This is a genomic window from Streptomyces carpinensis, assembly GCF_002154505.1.
Lineage (GTDB): Bacteria > Actinomycetota > Actinomycetes > Streptomycetales > Streptomycetaceae > Streptomyces > Streptomyces carpinensis.
The window spans coordinates 1-5,028 of sequence record NZ_MUBM01000028.1; the positions used below are offsets into that span (position 1 = coordinate 1).

Sequence of the window (5,028 nt, forward strand, 5' to 3'; positions counted from 1 at the left end):
CGACTCAATACGCGCCCTAGTCGAGTGGGAGAAGGAGAAGGCGACCTTCGACGTGACGCAGGGCCAGAAGGGACCTCAGGCAGAGAACGTCGTCCGCGGCTGACCTGAACGCACCCTGCACTCCCGGACGTGTACTGTTGCTGGTGCCGACGCGGGGTGGAGCAGCTCGGTAGCTCGCTGGGCTCATAACCCAGAGGTCGCAGGTTCAAATCCTGTCCCCGCTACCACACGAAAGGGCCCGGCCCCCGGGCCCTTTCGCATGCGCCCGCAGCTTCGGTCGGTCAGCTGACTGCCGTCTACTGGACCACCCGCCCCGCCGGCCCCGTCACCGGCGCGGCAGGCAAACAGGTCCGCCCTCACCGCCGTCGGCGTCGGGTCGCGGCCGGTGTCGGGCCGTGGCTGGTGCGGCCGGTATCCCGTCCCACGGGAGTGAGGGCCTCCTGGCACGATTTGCATGCGGCCCGACACGCGCTGACCGCTGTGGCCGCAAGGTCGTGGTTGGTCTCCTGGCCCGGCACGTACGGCAGCATCCCCTTCCGTCGGTCCGGTGTCGGGCTCGGGGCGGGAGTGCGTCGTCTTGGCCGTCGAGGGGGGCGGCACTCCGGTGTGCAGCTTGGCCACGAGGTCCGCGTTGGAGCGGGGCGCGAATCGCCCTGTGGTCGAGGACGTCGTCCAGAAGTTCGCAGGCGGCCGCGTCGTCCGCCCACAATCTGGCAGTGGGCGAGGCGGAGGCAGCAGGGGCGCGGCCCGCGTGCTCGCCGGCGAGCGTGGCGAGGGCCGGCCGGTGCTCGGTGCGGATCTTCTCCGGCGACGGCGTCGGGTGTGACGTGCAGGGGCGCACGGCAGGCGGCGGCCAGTCGCGCGGCGAGGCCGGTGTCGAGGTCCCGCCCGGGCGCGTACGGCAGTCGCCCGAGCGCGGTCATGTCCGGCATCGGCTCGTGGAGGTGCACCTTCCCCGTGGCGGCAAAAGCCCGGGACGCGCCGGTCGTCTCGGCGCGCTTGGTGTCCCTGCTCCTCTTCCGCTGGTTGCTGACCATTGGCAGTCCTCGACTGGCGTGCACGGACCAATGACCCGATACACGCGCTTGAGAGCAGACTGCGGTGATCGAACTGCGCCAAGCGGCGGTGTTCTTCGCACTGATGCGCCCGGACCCGTAGGTCCCGCCTGCCTGCGCCTCGACTGCCGACAGTCATGGGCTGAGGCGGGCTTGGGCCGGTGCGCGGCCGGTGTTCGACACGTTACCGGTCCTCACTGACAACGAGTGCACGAATACGGTCTTCCAGCACCCTGAACAATCACATACGAGGCACCGCAGCCCCCGGCAGCGACACCGCTGTGATCAGGCCGAGCTGGCCGTTCATGAGCCTCGCCCTGTCGAGGGCCGCGTGGTGGATACGACGGCGCCGCCCGCGGGCAATGGATCGAGGAACGCGGTCGGCGGCGGCAGGGTGAGAGCGGCTGATACCGCGGCGTGGCGGGCACGGGGCCCGCACCAGCCCACGTGACTGTGGCGGGCGTCACGTCGGGGGTGTGTCACGGACGTACCGTCACTTTGCGTCTGGTGGTCGTCGAGAGCCCGAGTGGGAAGGCGGAAAATGATGAGCGCACAGTGTGCGGTGAAGGCGGGGACCACACATCGCGTGGTGGTCCTGGGAGCCGGTTACGCGGGCATGTCCGCGGCCGTTCAGCTCGCGGCCCGTATCGGGTCCCGCCACGATGTGCGGGTGATTGTGGTGAACGGGCAGGAGCGGTTCACCGAGCGGCTGCGGCTGCACATGACGGCGACGGGGCAGCAGCTGGCCGAACTCTGTGTCCCTGGGCTGTTGCAGGGCACCGGCGCCGTGTTCGAGTGCGGCTGGGTGACCTCCCTGGATGCGCAGACGCGGACCGTTCGCATCGACGACGACCGCGTCCTGTCCTACGACACGCTGGTGTACGGGCTGGGCGGCGTGGCCGATACGGCGGCGGTGCCGGGTGTGGCCGAACATGCCCACACCCTCGACGGTGTCCAGGGCGCCGAGGTGCTGGCCGGCCGGCTCGCCCGGTTGGGTAGTGGCACGGTGGTGGTCGCCGGCAGTGGACTGACCGGCGTGGAGACGGCCGCGGAGATCGCCGAACGCCACCCCGGACTGCACGTCGTTCTGCTGGGTCGTACCGAGCCCGGCGCGGACCTGAACCCGAAGACCAGGGCGTATGTGCACGCCGCGCTCGAGCGTCTGGGTGTGCGGGTGCGCAGCGGGGTGGAGGTGGTGAAGGTGCTGCCCGCGGCGGTCGAGCTGGCCGGCGCCGGCAGTGTCGCCGCCGACGTGGTCGTGTGGGCGGGCGGCACCCGGGTGTCGCCGGTGGCGGCGGCCGCCGGACTGATCGTGGACGAGCGCGGCCGGATCGTCACCGACGCCGCCCTGCGGTCGGTGTCCCACCCGCAGGTGTACGCGGTGGGTGACGCCGCCGCGATCCGTCAGGGCTACGGGATCATGCACGGCACCTGCCAGTCGGGCATGCCCACCGGTGTGCACGCCGCGGTGTCGATTCTCCGCTCGCTGCGGGGCAGGCAGCCCAAGCCGTTCCGCTTCGGCTACTACCACACGCCGATCAGCCTGGGCCGCAACGACGCTGTGGTTCAGTTCACCCGCCCCGACGGCAGCCCCCGCCGCATGCGGCTGACCGGCCGTACGGCGGTCCGGTACAAGGAGACGGTGACCGCATCGCCCTGGCCCACATGGGGCCGTATGAAGAAGATGCCCGCCGCCGGCGCCGTCTGGCCCCGCGGCGGCCGCTTCACCCGGACCGGGAAGACACGATGACCCAGACCCAGCAGGCCCAGCAGGCCCAGCAGTTCCGGCATGACCGCACCGACGCCGGCGAGCGGGTGTTCACCCGGTACCGCAACCTGCTGTTCTCGGTGGCCTACCGTGTGCTGGGCACTGCGGCCGATGCCGAGGACGCGGTCCAGGACGCCTGGCTGAAGTGGTCGGCCGCCGACCGCTCGCACGTGGCCGATCCCAAGGCGTACCTGACACGGATCGTGACGAACCTGGCCATGGAACGGCTGCGCTCCACCCGGCACCGACGGGAGGCCTACGTCGGCCCCTGGCTTCCCGAACCCGTCCTCACCGGCATCGACACCGCCGACACCGTCACCGACGCCGAGTCGGTGTCCATGGCGATGCTGGTGGTGCTGGAGACGCTGAGCCCGCTTCAGCGCGCGGTGTTCGTGCTGAAGGAGGTCTTCGACTTCAGCCACGCCGAGATCGCGCAGGCGGTGGACCGCTCCGAAGCCGCCGTACGGCAGGCCGTGCACCGCGCCCGTGCCCACGTACGGGCCCGCCGGCCGCGTTTCACCGCCAACCGCTCGCACCAACGGGAGGTCACCGAACGGTTCTTCGCCGCCGCGACGGGCGGTGACGTCAACGCGCTGATGGAACTGCTGTCCCCGGATGTCGCCCTGTGGACCGACGGCGGCGGCAAGGTCCGCCAGGCCCTGCGCCCGGTCATCGGCGCCGCCACGGTGGCCAGTTGGTTCGCGGCCATCGGCACGGTCGCCTACCAGGGCATCGAGCCCGCCGACATGAACGCCGAACTCGCCGGGATCAACGGCTCACCGGGCATCGTGTTCAGCGGCCCGGACCGCGTGATCGCCGTCCTCGCCTTCGACATCACCCCCGACGGCCGCATCACCACCATCCACAACATCGCCAACCCGGACAAACTCCAGGCCGTCGCCGACGGCACCATCCGCAGCATCGACACCCGCTGAACGAAGACCCCCACGCCACCCCCCCCCGCGCACCAGGGGGCGGCCGCCGTGCCGGCCGCGTGCAGCGCGGAGCAGCACGCACCTCGGCCATGGCGCAAAGGCGCCCTGGCTCCTCACCCGCCCGGGTGATCGAATCGGTGCCGGAGCGCACTCGATCAGTGGGGGCTTGCGTGAGGGCAGTGTCGTACACGGACGTGCACCGGGAGTGGGCCGTGCAGATCGAGGCGGGCCGGCACGCGGCACTGGACCTGCTCGGACCGGCGGCTCCCACGGTCCGCGCGGCCGTCGCCGGCCTCCTGCGGCAGCGGACCTTCGCCTACCCGCTGTCGGTTCTGCCGCTGCTCGTCCACGCCGCCGAGACGGGCGCCCTTGAGCCGGCCGTCCCGCTGGCCGTCGTCCACGAACTGTGGTGGACCTCCGCCTGCTGCCTGGACGACCTGGCCGATGCACATGCCACCCACCCCGCCGCCGACGATGACGACAGCCGGGCCCTGCTGGCCGCCGTCATCGCCGGAAACCCCCTGCCGCTTCTGGTCGTCCAGTCCCAGCAGATCCCGCCCTCGCTCCGCCCCACCCTGTCGGCCGAGATCCTCAGGTGCTGGATCGCCGCGACCGAGGGCCAGCTGAAAGACCTTCACCCGCAGGCGGCCACCGCCACCCGCGCATCGGTGATCAGCACCTACCGCGGCAAATCAGGCGCACCCTTCGCCATGATCACCGCCATGGCCGCGGAACTGGCCGGCGCCGGCGCGCAGCGCGTTCGACTGTGGCGCGCGTTCGGCGACGAGTTCGGCGTGCTGTGGCAGCTCTTCAACGACCAGGAGGACATCCTCTCCGGCCGCCACGAGGACCTGCTCAACGGCACCGTGACCTACCTGCTCGCCTGCGCCCTGGAACAAGCCGATCCCCACGCCGCACAGCGTGTCCTGGCCCTGCACCGCGCGGCGCCGACGTCCGCGCACGCCCGGGCGGAACTGACCGGCCTGCTGCAGACGCCCGCAGTGCTGCACCGCTTCGCGAGCGACATCGCCGGCTTCGGCGACCGGGCCCACCGCATCCTGGACCGACTCGGCGGTGACCAGGCGCATCTGAGGGTCCTGCACGACCTCGTGGACCGCTCGTCCGCCACCCTGCTGCAGCCCCGCACCGCCGGCGCCGGCACGGTGCGAGAAGGCCGCTGAGCGACCGGCGCCCGCTGAGCGACCGGCGCCCGCTGTGCCGGCCGCGGAAGAAAACCCTCCTTCAGCGGCCGGCCCGTCCGGCCCACCGG

3 protein-coding genes and 1 tRNA gene are annotated in these 5,028 nt (G+C 71.6%); all 4 read left to right on the forward strand.

The features are described 5' to 3' along the window. Window positions 1–150 precede the first annotated feature (150 nt). The 4 genes from BZY54_RS05035 to BZY54_RS05050 all read left to right on the forward strand — a co-directional run bounded on the left by BZY54_RS05035 (window position 151) and on the right by BZY54_RS05050 (window position 4,939). Window positions 151–227: transfer RNA gene (locus BZY54_RS05035), tRNA-Met, on the forward strand. A gap of 1,372 nt (window positions 228–1,599) precedes the next feature. After that, window positions 1,600–2,805 (forward strand): NAD(P)/FAD-dependent oxidoreductase, encoded by a 1,206-nt coding sequence (locus tag BZY54_RS05040; protein WP_086723323.1) that lies wholly within the window; start codon window positions 1,600–1,602, stop codon window positions 2,803–2,805. Then, window positions 2,802–3,758 carry an RNA polymerase sigma-70 factor gene (locus BZY54_RS05045; RefSeq protein ID WP_086723319.1) on the forward strand — a complete coding sequence of 319 codons (957 nt, stop codon included), beginning with the start codon at window positions 2,802–2,804 and terminating at the stop codon, window positions 3,756–3,758. The genes BZY54_RS05040 and BZY54_RS05045 overlap by 4 nt, the downstream gene beginning before the upstream one ends. Before the next feature lie 170 nt (window positions 3,759–3,928). Beyond that, window positions 3,929–4,939: a polyprenyl synthetase family protein gene (locus BZY54_RS05050; RefSeq protein WP_244216969.1), complete on the forward strand. Its 1,011-nt coding sequence runs from the start codon at window positions 3,929–3,931 to the stop codon at window positions 4,937–4,939. The last annotated feature ends 89 nt before the right edge of the window (window positions 4,940–5,028 follow it).